Below are 24715 nucleotides of genomic sequence, written 5' to 3' on the forward strand. Positions count from 1 at the left end.
TCAGATCAGCTCGTCGTAGATCTCTTTCATTTCTGCAAGTGCTGCAGGGACACGCTCACCGAACCAGGCAACATCTTGCATATCAAGCAGGATATTCGGATACATCCGCGAGAGCGTAGATACCAGAACACCGTGCTCAGCAAGCTTGCTATTTAACAAGATATCAAAAGACATTAATTCAAACGTATAATCAGCCGTATCCGTAAGCGGCTCCGTGCAGCAGTGATAAGAAGCACAGCCAGACGGCCCTTGAACAATTAAAGGCAGACCTACCTTCACTGCTTCCTGGCAGAGTATGTCATGCATCATCTCAGCATGGCGGTTCATGCTGTGCATCGCCTGTCCTCCATTGCGGCCCAACATTTCCAGTGTAGCTTTTACAGCAGCTGTACCTAATGGATAGCCATTAAACGTACCCGCATGAATTACTTTTTTGTCTACAAGCAACTTCATGATATCCGCTCGGCCAACCAGGGCTGACACCGGAACTCCGCCACCGGCGATGGCCTTCCCAAGTGTAGTCAGATCGGGCGTTACACCGAATAACTGTTGGGCACCACCGAGACCCATACGGAATCCTGTTATAATCTCATCAAAAATGAGCACGACCTGGTATTGATCACATAACTGTCTGACTTTTTGCAGATAACCCGGAGCAGGCATGACTCCGCCACCATTTACACAAACCGGCTCCATGATTACTGCTGCAATGTCGTCTCCATGCTGGTGAAATAGTTCCTCCAGACGGGCTGCGTCATTCCATGGCAAGAGGTAGGATTGAGATTCCATGGCATCCCTTGCCCTCCCCTTTGTTCCTTTCATGTCACCAGGATAGTCTGAAGGTACAGGCAGACCTGTACGTGCAGTCTTGCCACCCATAATATTGTCCGCATTGCCATGATAATGGCCTTCAAAACGTACAAAGCGATTTTTACCTGTCCACGCCCGGGCAAGACGAAGTGCATTCTGGACAATCTCCGTGCCTGATAACCCAAAACGAATCATCTCTGCTGAAGGAACATATTGATGGATCAGTTCCAGAGCCTCTGCATCCAGATCGCAATGACTTACGGAAAGAACACGGTCAATGGTATCCTTCAGACACTCGTTATACTCCTCGTTGCCGTGACCAACAATGAGGGCACCAAAGCGGGCATATAGATCCAAATACTCGTTGCCGTTCATGTCCGTCACTCTGCTTCGGGAAGCATGCTTGAAATGGAGCGGCGTCTCTTCCCAAGGAAGGTGAAAATTATAGTGCACACCTCCAGGCAGCCATTGTTTCACCCGCTGATTGTACTGCATCATCTCCGTGATCATCCCGTATCGCCTCCCCCACTTGTCTGGTTTACTGCTTCATATCGCTCCAGTAACCTGGATCGATCTTGCGGATCATCCAGCGAATAGGCTGCAGGCAAGGTCTTATTCTCAGCCAGCATATTTCTTACGCTCTGGCCTGGACCGATATCGATCCATACCGTCGCTCCCAGATTTTGAACTCGTGCCAATGCCTGATTCCAACGAATGGGTTGCAAAAGCTGTCTGCTCAGCAGCTTAGGAATGTCCTCGGCTCCGCGAATGAACTCACCATGTACTGTAGAGCAGATGGGAAACACCGGTGCAGAGAAGGAAATCCCTGCAAGCATCTCTTCAAGCTCAGGCAGAATGAACTGCATCAACTCGCTATGATAAGGTGCATCTGCCTTCATTGGCATCATGCGAAAAGGAATGAATTCCCCACCGTAGCCATCCACCTGATCATCCAGCAGTTGAAGACCCTTCGCAGTACCTGCAACGACAAACTGTCCCGGTGAATTATAACCGGAGATCGTCACATACTCGTTCTGACGAATATTCTCGACTAATTCTTCAAGCGCTTCTTGGGTTACATCAACGACAATACCCGCTCTTCCTTTTTGCTCCTGAATGGAGCGATGCATCAATGCACCACGCTGAGCTGTAAAACGGATTCCATCAGCAAATCGCAATGCTCCTGCCGCTACCAAAGCCGAAATCTCCCCCAAACTGTGACCTACTGCATAATCTGGAGTCATTCCTGTCCGGCGAACAAATGAGTCAAATAGAACGTAGCTTGCCGTCAGTACAGCAGGCTGAGCATATTCAGAGACCGTCAATTGATCCAGGGTCCCTTCCATAACCAGTGCCTTCAAATCAAATCCGATCACCTCGCTCGCTTCCGCAAAGATCTGATTCGCCTCCGGCTCACTGTCCAACAACTCGCTGCACATTCCGATATACTGGCTTCCCTGGCCGGGAAATAGCGCACAGAACGTCATACGCTACCGCCGCGCTTGTAATAGGCTTTTAATCCGTAATGCGAGATCATCTCCTGCTGCATCTGAGAAGAGCCTTCAATAATCTCCAGAATTTTGGCTTCCTTATACAGCCTGGCAACAGGATATTGGTTACTAATTCCGTTCGCACCATGAACCTGTAACGCATCACTTGCAACTTCAACAGCAACTTTGGACGTAAAATATTTGGCGATCGTTGTCTCCATGGCGGCCTGCGGGTCCTTGGCTTCTCTCAGCTCGGCTGCCCGTAAACATAATGCTCGTGCTGCATGGACTTTTGTCACCGCATCTCCAATCATGCCGCGAATCAGCTGAAAATGACTCAGCTTCTGGTCAAATTGCTTCCGCTTCCTTGAGTAAGTCACCATGGCATCCAGCGCTTCCTGCGCAATCGCCAGCCCTGCCCAGGCAATGCTATATCTGCCCTGGTCCAGCGCCCCGGTTACGATGTACTCAAAACCTTCATTCAGACGTCCAATAATGTGATTCTTTGGTACACGCACCTCATGAAGATCAATCTCAGCTATACCAGTCTCTCCCGCAACCATGACACCTTCAATAGGTTGGGTCTGTACACCCTCAAACTGGCGTTCGACCCAAAAAGCAGTGCTTCGTCCCTGATTCGAGGCAATAATGATAAATACATCTGCCAGATGTCCAAACGTGATCCACTTCTTTTTTCCATTCAAAACATAACAGTCCGATTCTTCTCTCCACTCGGTCTTTACACTTTTGGCATCTGAACCAACTTCCGGTTCAGTCAGGCCAAAGGCAGCAATCCATTCTCCCTTCACCAACTTGGGCAGCCAGGACGATTTTTGCTCAGGCGTTCCGAAACGTACCAAAGTTTCACTTACAAGTGAAGTATGTACCGTTAACAAGCTGCGAACGGCTGGAAGAGCCTTGCCAAATACTTCAGTCAACAGCCCGTACGCCTTAGGGCCGAGACCCATGCCGCCATATTCAGCCGGGATCGAGGCAGCCAAGTAACCTTTTTCAGCCATGGCACGGATCAATGTTCTGGGAATGGCTTGCTGCTCTTGAATCTGTTGAGCATAAGGGCGAATTTCACGGGCAGCAAACAATTCAGCTTCATGAATGATCTCTTGCTCTACATCCACTTCAATCATTCGGCAACCCCCTCTTGAAGAAGAGATTCATTGAGATAAGTGGCGAATTCGGCAATTGTTTTGTATTCAAACAACGCAACCGGACTGATGTCAACTTGAAGATGCTTACGCGCACGGTTAATGATCTTGAGCGCCTGCACAGATGAGACACCAATTTTCAGAAAATTCATCTCTTCATCGATGTCCTCTGGCTCCTGATTCAACGCTGCAGCAATCTCGCTTTTAAGAAAAAGCTCAATTTCTTCTTTTGTCATATCATGACCTCCGTTCCCTGATTCACATCTATCCAATGTACATACGGCTCGAATGGGTGTGCTGGCAGATGTACGATCTGGCCAGATCCATTCGGATGTAACTGTTCCCAATCCAGTGCAGCACCACGTACATAAAGCTGTCCCAGTAATAAAGCAAGCTGATCCTCCATGGTAAGTGTCGGCTCGGCAGACAGGCGGATGAAGCTCTCCTTGCCACTGTATTCGAGCTGCTGCACTGTCTGATCTGCTGCAATCATAATTACAATGTCGGCGTTTGCCATCTTGCCAGGTGTGTCTTGCAGACTCTCTAATGTCACTCTGTTGTTCACTGGAATGGATTGGCTTGCATGAGCGCTGTGATGTTCCTCGCCATCCAGATGTAAACTGGATACAAGTTCCTCTCCAGCAGCTATTCCTCGAATCTCTTGAATGGAAGGGACCAGACGTACAAGTGTCTCAAGCAAGGTCACCCAGTAGTTCAAGGTTGATACGGTATCTTCATTAGAATCGTCTGGCCTGATTACCTTACGAGCTTGAGCCTCATCTTCTCCGCAAATCTCATGCCCCCCAACCACAATATTGACACGAGCAGCTCGGTTTCTAGGCTTGAAGCCAAATTCCATCTCTTCAATGTTCCACTCTCCGGTTGAGCTGACAGCTACTGCCGCACGATACCGATAATGTTTTCTATATCTGTTCCGGGTAAAACAAAGATCCTCTAGTGCCAGGTCCGCATGTTTCTTCACATACTGCTCCGTGTTATCAATCAGCTTTTTTAAAGCCTGCTCTGATTTCGCAGAGAACGTTAACAACTGGCCACGTGCCGGGGCAGCTGCACGGACAGGGGCTTTCCATTCCTCCAGCACAATGTGGGCATTCGTACCTCCCAGGCCAAATGAACTGATGCCTGCCTTCCGCGTTCTCCCTTCAGGTACATCCCACGATCTATGCTCGCTAACGATATGGAACGGCGATTGGTCCAGTCGGAGGGCCGGATTCGGATTATCCATATGCAGACTTGGTGCCAGTTCCCCATGCTGCATACTGAGCAGAACCTTGGCAAGACTGGCTCCACTAGAGGCTGCAAATAAATGTCCAATATTGGTTTTGACTGAACCTAATCCAATCGAATTGTCGCTTGGATATCCCTTTTCCCGGAACAGTCGGAGCAAGGCATTCACCTCAATTGGATCTCCAATTCTTGTCCCCGATCCATGTGCTTCAATATAAGAGACCTCGCTCGGGTTTAGGTTGGCATCGCGATAAGCGGCACGGAGTACCTCATATTGCCCCTGAGGGTTGGGTGCCATAATGCCAAGTGAATATCCGTCGTTATTCACCGCTGTCCCGCGAATCACACCATAAACATGCTTATTGTTGCGAACTGCCTCTGTTAGCGGCTCCAGATATACAACAACAGCACCTTCCCCCAGGACTGAACCATCTGCTTCCCGATCAAATACCTTCGTATGTTGAGTGGAAGAACAGATTCCAGCATTGCGTGATAGTTGATGAACATGCGGTGTAGCCAAAATGTTCGCTCCACCTACAACTGCCCCAGAGATACGCTTGTCCTGAATGGCCGCCACAGCTTGCGTCAGTGCGACCAGAAAAGAAGAACATGCTGTATCTATGGACAGTGCCGGCCCTGTAAAATTGTACATGTGTGAAATGGAGGCCGCTGCAATATTGGACATATTACCTACCATAGCGTGAGAATGAACAGCCTTTCCAAGACTCCGGTTCATATAATCAATAACCAGATCGAAGTATGTGCTTGGGTTAATCCCTACATACACACCCACATCACGCTTATCCTCATGATCCACGAGCATACCTGCATCCTCCAGCGCCTCATGAGCAACTTCCAGCAGCTTCCGATGCTGCGGATCCATAAATGCAGCTTGTTCAGACGGGATTTCAAAGAACTCATGATCAAACGTATCCGGTTGCTTCAGTTCCCCAATCCAGTCATCCCAACCGGGTTGCTTGGAACGTGTTGCACGCTCTAAACTAACCCGGTCAACACTATCTAACCCGTTAACCAGATTGCTCCAGAACTGCTCTTGGGTGTCGGCATCAGGCAGACGCAGAGACAGTCCGGTAATAGCAATAGCACGATGTACATTCAGGTGATTATCTGTTGTTTCAGCTTGTTCAAAGTCCTTCGTTTCTGCTGGAAGTTCCTGCAGATATTCCACCATCTCACGTACTGTACTGCAAAAAACAAGTAGTTCTTGTCCTAATTCACGTCCCATATGTGCAGACAGCTTGTCAAGTAATTGATAAGAGAGAATGGAATTGCCTCCAAGTGCGAGAAAAGAAGTATCCATCTCAATCTTTCCTGCGGGCAATTGAAGAATTTCGGCCCAGGCTTTACGTACGGTATACTCCAAAGACGATGCGGAAACCGTCTCGTATCCTTGCTGTTGTGTGTTTTCGCGAATCAGCTCTTCAATGGCCTCGATGTCCTTGGTAAATACTCCACGCTCATATTCGTTTCTCAGCATGAAGCGCTGGACCTTGCCACTCGTGGTTTTGGGAATAACCTTGATTGGGAGAACATGGGTGATCTCAATACCCAATCCAGCCCTCATACGTTGGATCAGATCCTGTCGTACATCCAGGAACTGTGGAGTACCCGATTTGTATTTAACAAATACAAGCAGCTCCTCTACTTGTTTGAAGCTGTTAAAGTGTCCGACTACCGTCAGATTCCCTCTCGGAATGCTGCTATTCTGGTACAAAATTTCTTCAAGATCATGCGCATAATGGTTCTGTCCCCGAATAAACACAATGTCCTTGATTCGTCCGCTTACAACCAGGGAGCCATCAGCCATATAACCCAAGTCTCCAGTGCGAAGCCACCCATCCACATACATTTCACGATTGATCTCCGGGAGACTGTAATATCCGGAGGTTACCGATTCCCCACGAATCTGTATTTCGCCAACAACCCGCTCATCCAGCACTTCACCCTGTTCATCCGCAATCCGGATCTGAATCCCTGTCATGGGATATCCTTCATGGACAAATTCGATCACATCCGATGTATGGCTATCACTGCTAGGTAGCTGGACTGGCACAGCCAGTCCTTCCTGCACCAGCCGTGTACGCGAAATACGTTCAATTCGTGGCTCTTCCCCCAGTCTGGAGGTACATACACCTACTGTCGCTTCTGCCATGCCATATGCAGGAAACATCATATTGGGACGATAGCCACAAGAGCGGAATTTTTTGACAAATCGCTCAATAACAGACGTTGATATAGGCTCTGCACCATTCAAGGTCATACGCAGTGAAGACAGATCAAGCGTTGAGAGCTTGGAATCCGGGATCTTCTGAACCATCCATTCGAAACCGAAATTGGTACAGCAAAACCATTTTCCCTGATGCTCCGTAATCTTGCGCAAGAACAGATAAGGCGACCTTACGAAGGTATAAGGTGACATCACCATGATGTTGGCTCCACTCAGGACAGGTGTCAGATGCTGTCCAAATATCCCCATATCATGCGTATGCGGCAACCAGGTAAACACATTATCTCCTTCTTCAGCTCCAAGAAAAGTCTTGCATGCAATACTGTTGGCGATAATATTGTGATTTGTTAACTGCACGCCTTTGGGAATTCCCGTGCTTCCTGATGAGAATTGCAGGAACACAATGTCATCAGGAGAGGTTGGGCATAGATCAGCCATCTGCTGGCCTGCTTGAAGCTGGTTCACGCTAATCAACATAAGACCTTTGAATACCGGACTTTCCGCAAGCTGTTTATACTTGGGCATGTAGGCTTCCTCGACGATAACGACCGGACGCCCGAGTACCTCCCACACTTTCGTGAATTTCTCCAGACCGGCTGAGCCTGGTTCCCAGGCAGCCGGAGGACTAACCGGGGCGACAATAATGCCCCCCAGCATACAAGCCCAAAAGGTACGGTAAAATTCCTGTGACTGGTCAATTTCCAAAATAACAACCTGTCCTTGTTGAATGCCTTGCTCCTGAAGAGACTTCAGGTACTTGCGCGCCTGCATCAGTAATTCAGGATATGATTCAAACTGTTCGTCACCTGAAGAGCTGATATAGGTCATTCCCTTTTCTGGATGAGTATCTGCAATGTAGATTAGCATCTCAGCCACTGTTGAATAATGTTCTGGCACAATCAGCTCGGGTCCTCGCTGTATGGATTTACTGGACATGTTGCACCTCCATTGCCTCATTGTGAACTACCACTCTCACATCGCTACCAACCTTGTCATCAATCAGCTGTTTCATACGGTTGATGTCCAGACCAGCCTGACAGGCCAGATGTACGTACAGACACTCTTCGTCGTAGCGAATAACCCATTCGAATTGGGCGAGTCCCGAATTCGAATCTTGGTCATCCGACGACTGAGACGACATTGGGATCGCTTCGCTACTGGAGATGAAGCCTTGATAATTAAACAGAATCATCTGACGCGTCTCCTGTTCTGTTTGCCTGTAGGCAGTTCCCAATTGTTCCTGTATGCCATCATATTGTGCCGAGAGGGAAGAATCATGTGTAAGTGCCATAAAGTTAATGCTGTGTTGCTTCGTAAATTCCAGACGTTCCAACAGATCTTCCTGTGTGAATTCACTGTCTACCAGTACTGGAATCAGATCAAGGAATTCTCCCACATAATCGTAGTAGGATTCTTCGCCATACTCCCTTCCGTAATGCACCAGGGCTATCGGCAATTGGCTTATGTTCAGATAAGCCGCAATAATGTTGGAAAAAGTTTCAAAGCATGTCCACCAAACATCTGCAGGCTCCTTCCCTGCAAGGGACAACTCAGCAGTCATCGCTGAATATGACAATGTTTCTGTTTCCTTCAACTTGTTCATGACGATGGTGTTACATCTATTCCATGCTTGAAGTGAAAATTGTTTCTCTATTTCATCTTCTGATACCCCTATGGGGCCTTGAGACAGAAAATTTACATAATCCTCATAATTTCGTGCTTGGTACAGAAGATCACTCTCGATCTCTATACCTTGCGGTCTATATAATGCCTTCGACTCAAGTTGCTGCTTGATGATCTGGGCACTCATACCATCAAACGCAAGGTGATCAAAACTCCAAATCAGCTTATGCTCCGTGGCTCCTGTACGCAAAATACACAGACGCCAAGGTAGTTCCTTCAACGTATACGTTTTGTGTAACAGAGACTGAACCAGTTTGTACTCCAACTGCTCAATCGTAGCCGAAGCATAATGACGAATATCAAGATATGGGATAAGCTGTTGCAGCATGTCCGCCGCTAACGACATATCACATGGATGCCAATACAATTGTTCTTCCTCATATATCATGCTGTGCAGCAACTGATGCCGGGATATAACCCCAAGAATCAGGTGTTTTACAGCTTGTTCATTCAATTCGCCTTCCAGCGTTGTTGTAAATCCGCTTGCTCGTGAAGTCGTAGAAGCATGTGCTTGTTGAATTGGAGATAGTGGGAATTGACCCATAGGGGTCATGCCCAACATAAAAGATGAAACCTGATTGCAGCTGTTTAAGACATGCAGGACCAGGCTGTCCAGTTGTTTCTCATGAAGTGTTAAGTCCTGTGGTATGACTATCGGGGACTGAATATGCAGGCTATCTTCGGACCAAACTGACGCCGGAGGATTAATATCTACCAATTTGGCAAGTCCTCTAACTGTCGGATATTGGAATAATTCGTTCACATTGATGGCAATTCCTTCTTTTGCCAAAATTTGAGTGAATGCAATCGCTTTGAGCGAATGCCCCCCATTTTGAAAGAAGTGATCTTCCACACCAATGCCTGGATTACCCAGGATCTGTCGCATGGCGGCAAGAATGACACGCTCTGTTTTTGTCCGAGGTGAACTCACTTCCAGAGACCTCTGCTGCTCTTCAACCAAATGCTCGGACAATGCCCTTCGGTCCACTTTGCCATTGGCATTAATCGGAAGATGATCCATTCGAATAATGCGTGCAGGCACCATGTACTCTGGCAGCTGCTGATGAAGTTGTCTTCGAATATACTCAACATCTGCCCCAGTATTGCTTGTATAAAAAGCGGCAATGTATAGACTTCCTGATGGTTCTGTAACTGTCATGACAAAGGCATCACGAACTCCCGAAAGACGCTCCATGCAATTGCCTATCTCCGATAACTCAATGCGGAAACCTCTAATTTTTACCTGGAAATCCGAACGTTCAATAAAAATCAGACTGCCGTCAATTAAACGTTTGACGATGTCACCTGTCCGATACATTCGTTCTCCCTTGCGGAAGGGATCATCAAGAAAGTGTTTTCGGGTTAGATCCTCACGGTTAAGATATCCAATACCTACCGCATCCCCACTGATATACAGTTCACCTGGAACGTTGGGTGGCACAGGCTTCAGCTCATCATCCAGAACATACAAGGCTGTGTTAGACAGGGGATAACCTATAGGCAGCGACCCAGTATAAGGCTCTGTTTGCTGTAATAAGTGGTAGGAGGCAAAAAAGGTCGCTTCCGTTGGCCCATATCCATTTAACAGCCTGCCCGGCCCCACGCATGCAAGCGCTTTGTTGGCATGACTCACCGATGCGGCTTCACCACCAAACATCACTCTACGCACATTCCTCAAGCAATCAGCATCCCAATCCACCAGCATATTAAACAAGGATGTCGGAATATAAAATACTGAAATCTGTTGCTGTCGGATGACATCCGCCAAACGAGCCATATCCAAAATGGTCTCTTTTGAGATTAATACAAGAGTAGCGCCATTTATTAATGAAGCAAAAATATCGAAAATGGAACCGTCAAACGCATAGTTAGAAATTTGCAGGATACGATCCTCTGGCACGACGGTGACAAAATTGCTATTTTTCATGACTTTGGTCACATTGCGATGACTCATCACAGTCCCTTTCGGGGTTCCTGTTGACCCTGATGTATAAATGATATAAGCCGGGTCAAGAGCGGTCATGTTCATATCTTCAACGGGCTCCTGCATATTTCCTGAATCAAATGCTGCCAGTTCATCTGCCGGCACGATACAAGGAACTACAGATTGCCATGTGGAGGCATACGCCGTTTCAGTCAATAACACAGCCGCATCGCAATCTTGCAAAATAAATTCAATTCTCGATGGCGGCGAAGCCGGGTCAATCGGAACATAACTGCACCCCACTTGGAGTGTAGCAAGGATACTGATCATCTGGATCGGTCCACGGTCCAGAATGAGAGCAATACTGGAGCCTGATTTTACCCCTTGTCCAAGCAACCTGGACGCCAGCCACTGAACACGTTCATACAGATCCGCATAGCTCCACTCATCGTCTTCCCAGACCAATGCTGTCTTCTGTGGATGCATATGAACTTGTTCCTCGAATAATTGGGGAATGGTCGCATCTCGCGGATACTGGGCGGCATTATCGTTGACACCGTACAGCAGCCATTCCTCTTCCTCCGGTGTAGTGAGCTTAATCTGACCAATTCGTTCATTATCCCCTGTTGTGATCTGAGACAGGATATACCGGAATTTATCCAGCATTCGTTCCATGGACTCCGCTTTAAACAAATCCGAGCGATAGTCAAGTTCAACCGTGTAACATTGCTTATGCTCGACCAGTGTCCAAGTCAGATCAAATTTGGCATCCACCTTACCTTCGACCCATGGTTCAAGTATCAGTTCCCCGGCTTCAGGATCATCGGTTCCCATATTAATGTAATTTAACACCACATCAAATAGGGGATTGCGGCTTAAATCACCGAATAGACCAAGTTGTTCCACCAGTGCTTCATAAGGATAATGTTGATGCTCATAACAGGATAACAGCTTGCCACGCATCTCATTCAAATACGTCTCTGTGGACCATTCTCTGTCCATGCTGGTGCGAATGGCAAGCATGTTCACGAACATACCCATAACGTTGTCGAGTTCTGGCTTCTCACGTGCGGCAACCGCTGTACCAACGACCAAGTCTTCCTGACCCGTATACTTCCAAATTAATAGATTCAAAGTTGCCATGAACAACATGTAGGGTGTAAGCCCTTGTTGAGTACAGAAGTCATTGACCTGTGTGCTTAACGACTCACCAAGTTCAATGGAACGTCTGTCTCCGCTGTAGGATGACACGCCATGTCTTGGGAAGTCTGTAAGCAATTCAACCGGTGCAGGTATGTCCTTGAATTCCCGTATCCAAAACTCGGCGTCTTCAACAGATTGTCCATGTGACGCAGCTTCATCACGCCATTCCGCATAATCCTTATACTGAATGTCAAGAGATTGCAATGTTTCTCCTCTGTACATGCGAGCAAAATCCTGCATCAGGATAGCAATGGAACTCTGATCCGAAATGATATGATGCATGTCCATGAATAAGATGTGTTCCTCTTGAGAAAGGCGAATGAGCTTAACACGAACCAATGGTGCGCAGGTCAGATCAAAAGGCTTGATCCATTCCATGATCTGCTCTAACCCTGCCGTTTCTAATTCCAGCAACTCCACAACGCTTGGAACCTGATCCTCAACAACCTGGAAAAGCTCACCATCAATCATTTCGAACCTGGTACGGAATGCTTCATGTCTCTCTACCAGTGCATCCATTATTAATCTGAATTGGGCAGGGTCAAGTTTTCCTCTTACCCTATAAGAGCTGGCGAGATTGTACGCCGTACTCTCACCTTTCATCCACTCATGTACCACATACATTCTTCGCTGTGCAGAAGTGGTCTTGTATTTCTCTTTCTTAGTTACAGGCATGATTGGGTTCATTGAATCAGAGTCACTTGTAGCCTGATGTTCAGCAATCCATTGAACCATGTGTTCAAACACAGAATGATCAAAAACCTCTTCCAGCCCCAAATTTAATCCAAACATTTCTTTAATCCTCGACGCCAAGGAAATCGCTTTTAAAGAATGACCTCCAAGTTCAAAGAAATCATCTTCAAGGCTGACTGCTCCATTACCAAGCAACTCCTGCCACAATTGCGACAATACATGCCTTATCTCATCATCAGTCCGTTGAACCCTGACTTTCCCCGCTGGAGATTGGTCTAATGCTGTGATAGAACCCGCTGCAACCTGTGACATACCTGCAAGCTGATATAACGCAACATCATGTTGATGAACAATGGGGTCAAAGGAATACGTTGGCAGAGAGATTTTTTGCCTACGCCCCGTTCCGTTTAACTGTTCCCAATCCAACTCCATGCCAGAGCACCAGCAAAAAGCAAGTACTTTCATTAAATACACGTCTGCCTCAAGCAAGCTCTGACGATCTCCAGTAAGAGCAATGATGTTTGGCTCTGAAAATGAATCCGGGGTTATTTGTTCTGTATCCTGCTGCTGATTCGAAACGATCCACAGCGTATGCTCAGCAGATTCAGAAAGCGTCTTGCGATTTAGCAGCGTAAACAGGAAATTTGGAGATAACAGTGGTGCAATACTCGACGCAAGGTCTGTTACAGTTGCATCTGTCATCCTTCCTGTCAAAGCATCTGACAATGCTCCTTCTTCTAGTGACCAATGCTCCAGATTGTATAAAAGCCCCACGGCATGTACTGGATCAAGTGCATCACTAATAACCAACCCCACCAGTTCGCCAACGCCTTGCCCACAGACAGCATCTGGCTTGATACCAAGCTGCATTATGGTTTGATAAAGAGCATATTGCACAACAAAGCACTGCATGCGCTCAAGCCTTGAATCGGTTAACGATCGCCCTATGCCTTGGCGGATGGCATACTGTTCCTTGGACTCAAAGAGGTTCAATATCTCTTCAAAGTGCTGTTTGAATATCTCTGAGACCTGGCTGCGATACACAGAAGCATATAGTTCCCGAATCTTGCGCGCTTCCCAACTTGCATTTCCGCTGAGATAAAACATGACCTTAGGCTTCCCATTTATCACACTTGCCTGTGTCTCAAACTCCACAGATTGCTCGCTTGGCGGAATATAACCGTCTACAACGATCAGTGCTTTACGATGAATGAATCTGCTTCTTCCCTTTTGCAGAGTCCACGCAGCATTGGGCAACTGCTCCGGCAATGCATGGATCGCCTGTAGAACCGAATCGTACGTGCGTTCCAGCGCAGATTCACTCTTGGCCGAGAAGGGCAGCAGAAGCAAAGATTCATAATTGGCTTGGCTCTCTTGGAAGGGTGGTTGCTCCAGAATGACGTGAGCATTGGTCCCCCCGATCCCAAACGAACTGACACCCGCTCGCAGGATACGCTTCGCGTCTTCTAATGGCTGTGGCTCCTTGTTGATATAGAAGGGACTATGCTCCAGCTCCAACATCGGATTCGTCCGATTCATGTGAATCTGTGGCGGAACCACCCGGTGATAAAGCGTCAGTACGGTTTTAATAAAACCGGCGACACCTGCTGCCGCATCAAGATGTCCAATATTGGCTTTCACAGAACCTAGAGCACAATAATTTCTACGATCTGTTCCCCATGACTGCCTGAGCGCTTCGATTTCAATCGGGTCACCCAATTTGGTTCCTGTTCCATGCGCCTCCAGATAGGAGATCTCTTTTGGAGATACTCCCGAACGATGCAGGGCAAATTGAATAACCTTGACCTGCCCGGCCACACTCGGTGCCGTATATCCAATTTTGTCCATGCCATCATTATTAATCGCTGAACCTTTAATGACTGCATAGATATGATCTCCATCTCTCTGCGCGTCGCGGAGTGACTTGAGCACAACCATTCCACATCCATTACCAGACACAGTACCAGATGCCTGCTCATCAAACGGTCTACAATGACCATCCTTGGAATAAATCATGCCTTCATGCCAGTGATAACCTTCTTTGAGCGGATAGGAGATAGAGACACCTCCCGCAAGTGCCACATCACACTCCCCCCGAATCAGCGATTCAGCAGCTTGGTGGATAGCGACCAAAGAAGTCGAACATGCAGTCTGTACGGCCATACTCGGCCCTCTCAGATTTAATTTGTGAGATACTCGGGTTGTAATATAGTCCTTTTCATTTAAAGTCATGGCTTCAAAAGCCTGTAGCAAATTACCGGAACGACCTAGAAATTGCACCATCCATGGTAAGCTCAGTCCACTTCCGGCAAACAATCCTATAGATCCCTCATAACTGTAAGGATCACACCCGGCATGCTCAAGCGCCTCCCATGAGCACTGATGCAGCAGCCGTATTTGCGGATCCATCATGTTGGATTCCTGATGCGGATATTCGAAAAATCCGGAGTCAAAATACTCAGTATCTTGCAGTACACCTTTGGCCCGTACATAATCAGGATGTTTGAAGTCTTCCGGTCGTACACCCGCAGCGGTTAGATCCTCCTCATTCAGACAAGTGATACCATCCTTACCTGCCATTAGGTTATCCCAGAACTCCTCAATATTTCTTGAGCCGGGAAAATGCCCTGCCATGCCAATGACTGCGATATCCGACGAAGAAGAAATTCTGCTACTCTGTTCTGAAGCAAACGGGATACTCTGTTCCGGTCTGTTCTGATCTGGTGTGCTCTGTTCCACTTTGCTGTGTTCAACTGTGCTCATCACATACTCTTTGGGAGCTGTTCTCGGGTCCGGGTTCGTAACAGGATATCCAGCCGAAGCGATATGCCCGCTCTCCTCTTGTACCTGTTGTGTAACTGTCGGCAGCATCTGCTCAGCCACCAGATGACTGACCAGTGATGCAATAGAGGAATGCTCAAACAATTGCACCAGCGGAACGCTTTTATCCAGATAGGCATTCAGCCGATTATTGATCAGAATAAGCCCCAGCGAGTTGCCTCCGATGTCAAAAAAGTGATCATGGATATTAACCGTATCCAGATTCAATATTTCCTTCCACGTTGCAATGAGCATCTGCTCCAGATCAACTTTTGCCCGCTCCATTCCTTGAATCGATGAGCCATACACCAGAGTCGGGTTATCCCTCTCTGCCGTTTCAAAATCAGCCAGACGAAGGGCATTGCGATTCAGTTTGCCATTAGGCAGCACAGGCAGATTTTCCAGACGAATCAAGCGAGAAGGCATCATGTACTGTGGAAGCCGCTGCTTTAACCAGCTCCGAAGCTGTACGTCTTCATCTTCCATACCGGACGGTCCAATCTCAGGCTTCAGACTGTAGAAAAGGATTAATTGCAATGAATGTTGCTCGGCCCCTTCTACCTTAACTACAGCCTCCCTTACACGTTCATAATTCATCGCTGCCTGCTCAATCTCGTTCAGTTCAATCCGGTAGCCACGAATCTTCACCTGCTGATCTAACCGTCCCATTAACTCAACATCCCCATCCGGCAGTATACGGGCCAGATCGCCAGTTCGGTACAAACGGCCTCCCAAAACATTGGAGTTTGCCATGAATCGGGCATCGGTCTCAGCAGCATTATGCAGATAACCGCGGGATAATCCTTTTCCTGCAATGCACAGCTCTCCATAACTTCCAGGTGGCAGTATTTCACCTTCATCATTCAGAATATAAATCTCTGTATTGGTAATGGGCTTGCCAATGGTGATCGCGGCTGTGTCATTCAATTCTTTGGTCGTTGACCAGATTGTAGTTTCCGTTGGTCCATACATGTTAAAGACTCGAGCGGGCGTAAGCCGCTTCAGATCGGTGAGGAGTCCCACAGGGACATTTTCCCCTCCGGTAAGAACACACCGCAGATTGCCCAGCGCCTGAGCGAATACCGGATTTTCGACAAATGCCTTAATGCGTGAGACCGTGCTAAGAATGTGTGTAACACCATGTTCACGTATTCGACGGGAAGCAAGAGCCGGGTCAAGCTGCTCCGGCTCATTGGCCAGATACAGCGAATATCCGGTGCATAATGGTGTCCACACTTCAAATCCGAAAATATCAAAAGATATGGTCGTCACACTGATGATGCGATCTGTCTCATGTGCAAAAATATGTCGGTGCCTGATGTCCTCAACAAAATTGACCATTGCCTCATGAGTAATCATGGCCCCTTTGGGACGACCGGTCGATCCTGAGGTGAAAATCACACAGGACAGGTCCGAAGACAGGACGCTTATGTCCGGGTTAACGGATGAGCGCACATCCTGGACAGTTGGATCATACACGAATCGCTCTCCGCTAAAAGTCACTGTGCCTTCTTCATCAGGCGTACACAGCAATACGTTCATTCGGCTGTCTTCAATCATATTCACGATGCGCTGCGGCGGAAAAGCAGGGTCCAGAGGCACATAAGCCGCCCCAGCTTTCAGCACCGCCAATAACATAATGATCAACGATTCATCTCGTCTGGATAATACGCCTACAGGTTCATCCCGGCGCACACCTTGATCAATCAGCTTCCAAGCCAGCGTATTAGCTTTTTCATTAAGCTCCCTGTAGGTAAAAGCGGCGCCGGATGATACAAGGAGGGCTTTCTTGTCTGGTGTGAGTTCTGCCTGCAGCTCGAACAGCCGATGCAGACCCACCGCAGGAGTGTAATCCAGACGCGGACCAGCAAGACAATGGACTGGGTGCTCGTGAGAACGTTCGTTTCTCTCAAACAGTTCGCTCAGAGACAGATTGGGCTGTTGTACAACCTCTTGGCAGAGTCCGATAAACTCCTGCATCATACCTTCAACTGTGTCCCGGCGGAACAGATCCAGCGAGTATTCGATATATCCTTCAATCACCTGCTTCTCCCTGTTTTCTTGACAGGTCATTAACAGATCATAAGTAGACGTACCCGTCTCCACCGGAAAAGAACTGAATTGCAAACCATGAAGTTCAAGTCCATGCAAATCCATGTTCTGATAATCAAAACAAACATCAAATACCGGATTTCGGTTCAACTCACGTGTCACGCCCAGTTGTGCCACAAGCTCATTAAACGGATACTCCTGATACGCAAAAGCATCCAGTGTATGTTGTTTAAGTTCGCGTAAAAAATCAGTGTACGTACGATCAAACGTTGGAAAATTCCGCATCGCAATCATATTGACAAACATGCCTACCGTCTCTTTCCACTCCTCTTGCATCCTTCCTGCAACAGGCGTTCCTACCACAATGTCCTGCTGACCTGAGCGGTGTGCAAGAAGAAGATTCCACACACTTAGCATTACCATATACATGGATGCTTCCGATGAGGAAGCCAGTTCGTGCAAGTGTTGTGTTAACGAACGATTCAACGTGAAATGGAGACGTCCCCCTTGCATGGATCGCTGTGATGGACGCTCATGGTCAAGTGGAAGCTCCAGCACAGGTAAAGAAGGGCCAAGATGGTCCAGCCAGTATGTTTGATGTGAAATGTATTCCTGTGAAGCGAGACGCTGCTGCTGCCATACCGCGTAATCTTTGTACTGCAATCGGACTGCTTGCTCTTTGCCAAAATATAAATCATTGAAGTCACGAGTGATGATTTCGACAGATGTACCATCCGCGATAATATGGTGAATATCAAAGAATAACAGGTGCTTGCGCTCGCCTATCTTAATCAGTTCAACCCGCATAAGCGGAGCACTCCCCAGATCAAAAGGACGAATCAATGTCTCGATCATCGCAGGCAACTGTTGGTCATCTGCCACATGCTGCTCTGCATAGCCCATACTTAAGCGAACCGAAGGTTGGATGATCTGAACGATCTGACCACCCCGTATCTCAAACGATGTTCTGAGCGCCTCATGATGCTGTATCAACTTCTGCAAAGCAGCCTCAACTCTTATACGGTCCAATTCACCTTCAATAATGGTTGCAGATGGTAGGTTGTAAGCCGTATTGCCTGGATCAAACATCGCTTGTGTGAACATACGCATCTGTGCAGAAGAGATTGGATACGCATCCATAGTGGGTGCAGATTGAATGGTCTGTTGGTCCACTTTTGGTTTCGCCATGACATAGAGATGCTCCGCCAGTTGAATAGGCGTTGAATGATTGAAAATATCTGCTACCTCAGGCTGAATTCCAAAATGAGACCGGATCCATGCAGACAAGCTGACTGCTTTGAGAGAATCTCCTCCGACCGCAAAGAAATTAACCTCTTCATCTAGATCATCGATGCCAAAAATCGTTCGATATGCGTCCAGGACAATCTGTTTCAGTTGGTCGGAATCACCTGTATAAACTGTCCCTTTTACTAGAGTAGAGCCACTTCCCTTACCCTGCTCTGCATGCCCCGTATCATCCCCGGTACCCATTCCTTCCGCTGCTGATGACCCAGAAAGAGAAACACTGACAGGATAGGATTGTTTGTTGAAAACATAAGTAGGCAGAGAGCATTTGCGTCGTACCGTCTGCCCTTTGAGCACCTTCCAGTCCGGTTCAATGCCTTCGCACCATAACTCCGCAAGTCTGCGGTTCACATAGATACTATCCTGCTCCGTTTCCCTTACGTGACGCAGCATATTCAGTACCGCCTGGGAATCTCTTGATTGACTGTGCTGTCTGGCAAAGGAACTTAGCGTTCGTCCTGCACCTACTTCAATTAATACAGCCCGCTCATCCTTCAACACTTCAGCCAGGTTTGATTCAAACAACACCGGCTGTAAAATATGACGGGACCAATAGTCAGGTTTAGTGATTTCATCTCCAAGCGCCCATGTTCCACTGGTGTTGGACAGTAATGGGATCTGTGGCGTATGAAGTGAATGCTCTGCTAGATAACGTCTAAATTCCTCGGCAGCCTGATTCATCATTGGCGTATGGAATGCATGGGAGGTCTTCACACGAATGCATTTCCAGCCCAGTCCTTCAGCCTTGGCTTCCATCCGGGAAATGGCTTCAGCTGTCCCACCAATTACACTGGAACCTGTAGTATTCACCAGGGCAAGCCACATGTCTTCCTCCAGTTGTGACTTCACCTGCTGTGCATCCGCCATAACGGCAAGCATGACCCCGGGTTGTTGTTGCTGCATCAGACGTCCGCGAAGTCGAACTAACTTGACAGCATCTCCGAGTTCGAACACACCCGCTACCGCTGCGGCAGCCAATTCACCAATGCTATGCCCGATCATGCCATCTGGCTTGATGCCCAGATCCAGCAGCGATTTGGCCAGCGCATAACTTGTCATGAACAGTGCGAATTGGCTGTACTCTGTCTGGTTTATTCGCTCAGGCTGCTGATCTCCGTATACAACGGACAGCATTTCTTCTCGTTCTTCCGCAGGCAGAAGGTCCAATATTTCCTGAATATAACTTCTAAAGATTGGAGCTAGTCCTGCTTGCTCTGTAGATCTGTATAGTTCTGCACCCATTCCCTGATACTGACTGCCTTGTCCGGGGAACATAAAGTATACGGGACGGTTGCCTTGAGCTGAATGGTATACGCGTGCTTTCCCCAGCTGCTGTATCAGCTTGTCCGGATTATCCTTCCATGTCTTATCCAGAATGAGTGCCTTACGATACGCAAAAACAGATCTACCTGACTGCAAGGTCCACGCTGCGTTCGATACAGATTGCTCCGGGTGCTGAGTCAGATGTTCCATAATCCGTTCAGCGGTGCGGTTCAGCGAGTACTCTGTTTTGGCGGAAAAAAGCAATATATTTACGTCATCATCCGGACTGCACTTCTCCATCTCGGGAGCCTCCTCCAATACCATGTGAGCATTCGTGCCCCCCACACCAAATGAATTGATTCCTGCGCGCATGACTCCAACATGGCCCTGTTTCCAGTCCACACCTTGTGCATTAACTTTAAAAGGCGTATTCAAAAAATCAATTTTGGGATTAGGCTGCTCATAATTCGCTGTTCCAGGGATATAACCTTGTCCAAGACTGAGCGCTACCTTGATTAAACCAACCACACCTGCGGCTGTATCCATATGTCCCACATTGCCCTTTACCGAACCCAGATAGCAAAATTGCTTTTGGTCGGAAGCAAAGGCCCGAGTTAAGGAGTTTACTTCAATTGGATCACCAAGCAACGTTCCCGTACCATGTGCTTCGATATAACTCACCGTTTCCGGGTCTACTCCGGCTACCTTATAAGCATCCTGAATGACTTCAGCCTGTCCGCTTACGCTTGGAGCAAGAAAACTGAGTTTCTCTTGTCCGTCATTGTTAATTGCTGAGCCTTTGATGACCCCGTAGATATGATCTCCGTCCCGCAGAGCATCGGTTACCCGCTTCAGCACCACGATTCCCATACCATTGGAGAAGACGGTTCCACTGGCTGCCGCATCAAATGGACGACAGTGTCCATCTGTGGAGAACATCATCCCATCCTCAAATATGTAACCCCCTTCATTGGGCAACTCCACGGTGATCCCACCAGCCACAGCCACATCACATTCTCCAACGATCAAAGATTGACATGCCAGATGAGGTGTAACCAATGAAGTAGAACATCCCGTCAGAGCGGTATAGGCCGGCCCTTTTAAGTTCAGCTTATAAGCCATTCGGGTAGCGAGAAAATGATTGGTGCTGAGGGTAAATGCTTCGTATTTACTGCTATAGTTAGCATCGTTAAAAAGCACTTGACGGTACCATTCGAAGTCATCGGACCCGCCAAGGAACACACCCACCTTACCCGCTTCATCCGGTCTGCAGCCTGCATCCTCCAGCGCTTCCCATATTCCCTGATACAAAAGTCTGAATTGGGGAGACATCATTTTGGCTTCACCGGGAGTATAGTCAAAGAACCCTGCGTCAAACTCATCAATGCCGTTGGCACGTCCTTTTGCCTTGACATAACGAGGTGAACGCAGCAACGCTTCCTCGACACCAAGCTCCCTCAATTCATCATCACTATAAAAGTGAATGCTTTCCCGCCGTTCAACAAGGTTACTCCAGAACTCCCTTATATCCTCCGCGCCCGGCACATTCACCGCCATGCCCACAATTGCAATGTCCTCACGCATAATGCCTTCTTTTCGTTGAAACAACTGTTCCCTTTCAGTCGGTATCCGAACTCCCTCATCTTTTGGTCCCAGCGCGGCAAATTGACGCAATGTCGGGCATTCGAAAAAACGAGGAACAGGGAACTCCACATCGGTATAATGTTTTAGTTTATTGTGAGCCTGAATGACAGAAAATGAATTTCCGCCCAATTCAAAGAAATGGTCATCGCGCCCTATTCTCTCAACACCGAGCACTTCGGCCCACACTTTAGCTATAACCTTCTCAAGCTCAGAAGACGGGGCGGTATAAAACGTACTGGAAGCGTGAGCATGCGTGATATCTGCCATGAGTGCCTTCCGGTCAATCTTCCCACTGCTATTCAATGGAAATTCGGATTTATGTACAAAAACGGATGGTATCATATATGCCGGTAACAAACGAGACAGGTGCTCTCTCAATTCGACAGAAGGCAGCTCCTGCTCTGACAGATAGTAGGCATACAGCAAGCCGGACCTACCTTCAAATGATTTCATGACTACCACGGTCTGGATGACACCCGGATAGGTTGACAGGGTATTCTCAATTTCGCCTGTCTCCAGTCTGGCTCCCTGAATTTTAACCTGAAAATCAATGCGTCCCAGATATTCGATCGTACCGCTTGGGAGTGAACGTACCAGATCCCCTGTGCGGTACATGTACCTGAAATGCTCTGCGTCCTGTCCTTCTTGAAAGAAAGGATTAGGAACAAACTTCTCTCGGGTCATCTGTTCCAGATTCAGATATCCACGTGCAAGCCCAACACCGCTAAGACAAAGCTCCCCTGGAATACCTAACGGCTGAAGCTCATCATGATTTCCGACGACATACCATCTGGACTCATTGAGCGGGTAGCCAATCGGTACATTTCCCAAGCCTTCGTAATGGCTTAATGGATAATGAGAAACCCATATGGTGCATTCGGTTGGACCATAAACATTCTCAAGACTTGCTCCAATGCCTAACCTGTTAAATTTCTCAATGATGTCTGGCGTGACTGCCTCTCCGCCAACAAACATCCATTTCAGCGTTTCCAATGCTGACAGATCGGAGCGAAGCTCCATCGTTTCCAGAAAAAGACGGAATAACGTTGGAACAAAGTTGATGTGGGTCACTTTGTGTGATGCCACCGTAGACACAATACGAGCAGGGTCTTTTTCTGCTCCAGGCTCAAGAATACTTAGTGCGCCTTCACCCATGAACCAGCCGAAAAGTTCAGTGGCGGACACATCAAAGGTATATGCTGTTTTCAGCAAGTAAACATCCTGTGCCTGCATTGGAAAACGACGCTCCAGATCAAGCAGTGTATTGACTACGCTATGATTTTCAACCATGACTCCTTTTGGCTTGCCTGTTGATCCGGATGTGTACATGATATAGGCAAGGCTATGCGGATTCAGCGCCTCTTCGAGATTTGAGACATCCCCCGTATAGGCCTGATCGCCCTCAACGTAGATGTACTGGACATCCAGCATCTCGTCATCTTTTTCGGGCTGCATAGCCAGCACGATGGATATGTCTGCATCCGATATAATATAGTCCTTTCTGGACAAAGGATAGGACGGGTCTACAGGCACAAAAGCACATCCGGCTTTTAATACAGCCAATAGGGCAATGACCATATCCGAGGAACGTGGCATCTGCACGCCAACTGCCGCGTTATCACTTTTTTTACTCGCAACGATCTGCCTAGCCAATTGGTTCGCTTTTGCGTTGACCTGCGCATAGGTCTGATGCTGCTTGCCTTCCATTAGAGCTACCCGCTCCGGGAAACGTGCTACTTTATCGTGAAATATATCCATAATATGTTGTGGAGTGTAGGGAGAATAAGAAGTTTGATTGAATCGGTACAGTAGGTTTTCTTTCTCATCCTGCATCAGGAGGCTGAACTCACTGATTTTTTGATCAGAATTGGTTACTAGTTGATTCAGCAAGTATAGAAACCGTTGGCCCATTCGCTCCATTGAATCTTCACGGAACAAGCTCGGTTTATATTGCAGCTTCAACTGAGCACCTTGCGGTAAACGACTCAACACCACCATCAGATCTCCTGGAAACGTAACCTTATCCTGATCCAGAATACGAGTTCCGAGGATATCTTCCTCATAGGAATCATAAACAAAGGAGATATCAAACAACGATGGTGATCCGGGTTGAGCCTGTAACATACTGTCTCTGACAATGAGGTTATTGGGATATCCGATGTTCCTGTACGTATCCATCCAGGTTGTGGCTACTTGTTGCAGCAGAGGTTTTAGAGTTGATTCGAGGTCAATATGGAATCGCATAGGCAGCATATGGACAAAACATCCAATCGTTTCTTCCAAGTCCATACCGGGACGATGAGAATATGGGGAGGCAAAGGTGACATCGTCTGTACCGACATATTTACTCATAAGAATGCCAAAGGCACCCATAAAGAACATAAAAACGGTTACTTCATTATCTTTGGACATCTGTGTAATATCAGCCATTAACGATTCCGAAATATCAAATCGCAGTTCATGACCAATTCCTTCTTGTAAAGAACCTGCTGGAAAGTCGTGCTTCAGAGAAAGAGGTTCCGCTCCCTTCATTTTGTTTAACCAGTATTCCCGCTCTTTGGAGTATTTGTTTTCGTGCAATTTCTTGTTCTCTGCCTCAACATAAGAGATGAATCCTTCATCCAGCTTGACATCCACAGGCTGATCTTCAAGAAGACATGTATATGACTGGATAAGTTTGTTTTTCATCAGTTCAAGCGACAAGCCATCACATATTAAATGATGAATACATAAGGTCAGAATATATCGGCTTTTATCCATCTGAACAATCATTATACGGAACAGAGGACCTTTCTCCAGCTCAAAAGGTGTCCCGATGCATTCATCCACCAGTGCTTCTAACTGTTGTTCCTTTGGATTCTCCTGATTCTCGCTACTTAGGTCCCACAAGGTAAGTGAATAATCCATATCTTCATGAACGGATAACACGGGTACATCATTTTGAATCTCAATCCGAGTACGCAGCACCACTTGCTCATACATAAGCAATTCGATGGCCCGGCGAAATATCTCCATTTGAAGATGATCAAATTGCATTGAAGCTGAGATGTTATACGAAGTGGGATCATTCACCTGACAATCAAAATAGATTCCCTTTTGTGTTTCGGAAAGTTCAACGGTTTTTTGTACCATCACGACCACACCTCATCGTTTAATTGAGATTCAAGCT

General features: G+C 47.4%; 6 protein-coding genes. All 6 read right to left on the minus strand.

The features are described from left to right. From AC6CIF_RS07095 to AC6CIF_RS07120, 6 genes are read right to left on the minus strand one after another with little or no spacing between them, the layout of a single operon-like run. A complete protein-coding gene (locus AC6CIF_RS07095) occupies nt 1-1320 on the minus strand; it encodes an aspartate aminotransferase family protein (protein ID WP_076214233.1) in 1320 nt (439 codons plus the stop codon). Continuing rightward, on the minus strand, nt 1317-2297 hold the full coding sequence (locus AC6CIF_RS07100) for an ACP S-malonyltransferase (protein WP_498198688.1): 981 nt from the start codon (nt 2295-2297) through the stop codon (nt 1317-1319). Before AC6CIF_RS07100 ends, AC6CIF_RS07095 begins: the two co-directional genes overlap by 4 nt. Then, nucleotides 2294-3445: an acyl-CoA dehydrogenase family protein gene (locus AC6CIF_RS07105; protein WP_100526996.1), complete on the minus strand. Its 1152-nt coding sequence runs from the start codon at nt 3443-3445 to the stop codon at nt 2294-2296. The genes AC6CIF_RS07100 and AC6CIF_RS07105 overlap by 4 nt, the downstream gene beginning before the upstream one ends. Next, on the minus strand, nt 3442-3699 hold the full coding sequence (locus tag AC6CIF_RS07110; RefSeq protein WP_036615207.1) for an acyl carrier protein: 258 nt from the start codon (nt 3697-3699) through the stop codon (nt 3442-3444). The genes AC6CIF_RS07105 and AC6CIF_RS07110 overlap by 4 nt, the downstream gene beginning before the upstream one ends. Continuing rightward, a complete protein-coding gene (locus AC6CIF_RS07115) occupies nt 3696-7895 on the minus strand; it encodes a non-ribosomal peptide synthetase (protein ID WP_498198691.1) in 4200 nt (1399 codons plus the stop codon). Before AC6CIF_RS07115 ends, AC6CIF_RS07110 begins: the two co-directional genes overlap by 4 nt. Continuing rightward, nucleotides 7885-24678 (minus strand): amino acid adenylation domain-containing protein, encoded by a 16794-nt coding sequence (locus tag AC6CIF_RS07120; RefSeq protein WP_498198733.1) that lies wholly within the window; start codon nt 24676-24678, stop codon nt 7885-7887. The genes AC6CIF_RS07115 and AC6CIF_RS07120 overlap by 11 nt, the downstream gene beginning before the upstream one ends. Nucleotides 24679-24715: the final 37 nt, after the last annotated feature.

This window comes from Paenibacillus sp. GQ49 (assembly GCF_059759055.1).